The sequence below is a fragment of the Variovorax sp. 3319 genome (assembly GCF_031456585.1).
GTDB lineage: Bacteria > Pseudomonadota > Gammaproteobacteria > Burkholderiales > Burkholderiaceae_C > Variovorax > Variovorax paradoxus_P.
This window is the reverse complement of sequence record NZ_JAVDUZ010000037.1, coordinates 1-1,064: the sequence shown is the minus strand read 5'-3', so window position 1 is coordinate 1,064 and position 1,064 is coordinate 1. Positions and strand designations below refer to the sequence as shown.

Below are 1,064 nucleotides of genomic sequence, written 5' to 3'. Positions count from 1 at the left end.
ATGGGCGACCGCTTTGCCTACCTGGGCGGCCTGCCCACGGCAGAAGTCTATGCAGCGGCCTACAAGGCCATGGGCACGCCGGTGTATTCGTCGGCCGTCTTCAACTTCATTCCGAAGACCGCCGTGCAGTTCTATGAAGCCGTGCGCGACGACGACATGGCCACCCAGCATCGCCTGCTGAAGAACTTCTTCATGCCCTACCTCGAACTGCGCAACATCACGCCTGGCTATGCAGTGAGCATCGTCAAGGCCGGCGCCAAGATCGTCGGCCACGACGCGGGCCCGGTGCGCGCACCGCTTACCGACCTGAAGCCTGCCGAGATGGAGAAGCTCAAGGCGCTCATCGACGCTCTCGGCCCGCAGTAAACGGCCAGATCAGCAAAAACAACAACGGAGACAACGACACATGTTCATCAAGAAGCTTTTTCTCGTGGCCGCTTCGGCGGTCGTTTTCACCGGCTGCGCAATGATGCCCGCGGGCGGCGGCGCATCGGCGGAGCCGGCGGTGGCCGCTGCCGCCGAGCGCCTGCGCGTTGCAATGATCGACCCGACCCCGGCCGCCCTTGGCGCGCTGGTGGCCGACGACCTGAGCTACGGCCATTCGGGCGGCAGGGTGGACACCAAGGACAGCTTCATCGGCGACCTGATTGCCGGCAAGTCCGACTTCGTCAGCATCACCATTACCGAGCAGACCATCAAGGTGGTCGGCGGTGACACGGCCATCGTGCGTCATACACTCGCGGCCGACACCCTGGACTCGGGCAAGCCCGGCAAGGTGGCGCTGAAGATCCTCGGCATCTGGAAGAAGCAGGGCAACGACTGGAAGTTGCTGGCCCGGCAAGCCGTGCGCATCTAGCATCCAGCAAGCATTCATCAGGTTTCGCGCAAATGACAATTCCAGCCTCCGCTTCTTCCGTTTCTGGCGCGCCCGTGGTCACCGGCATGCGCGTGGTTCCCGTCGCGGGCCACGACAGCATGCTGATGAACCTGAGCGGTGCGCATGGCCCGTTCTTTACGCGCAACCTGCTGATCCTGACCGACAGCGCCGGCAACACCGGCGTCGG

The 1,064-nt window shown here is 63.8% G+C and carries 2 protein-coding genes and 1 pseudogene; all 3 read left to right on the top strand.

Annotation, left to right across the window (positions count from 1 at the left end):
- Window positions 1-366, top strand: a 366-nt coding sequence (locus J2X67_RS27725; protein WP_309958227.1) for a dihydrodipicolinate synthase family protein, incomplete at its 5' end; no start/stop codon positions are given.
- Window positions 367-406: 40 nt separating this feature from the next.
- The gene (locus tag J2X67_RS27720; RefSeq protein ID WP_309958226.1) at window positions 407-856 is read left to right on the top strand and encodes a nuclear transport factor 2 family protein; all 450 of its coding nucleotides are present in this window, start codon (window positions 407-409) and stop codon (window positions 854-856) included.
- Between the two features lie 32 nt (window positions 857-888).
- Window positions 889-1,064 (top strand): annotated as a pseudogene (gudD, locus tag J2X67_RS27715) (glucarate dehydratase); the annotation flags it as partial.

Bases quoted from the DNA above. Each gene is read 5' to 3' on its own strand.
- J2X67_RS27720 (WP_309958226.1), top strand. From the start codon at position 407: ATGTTCATCAAGAAGCTTTTTCTCGTGGCCGCTTCGGCGGTCGTTTTC.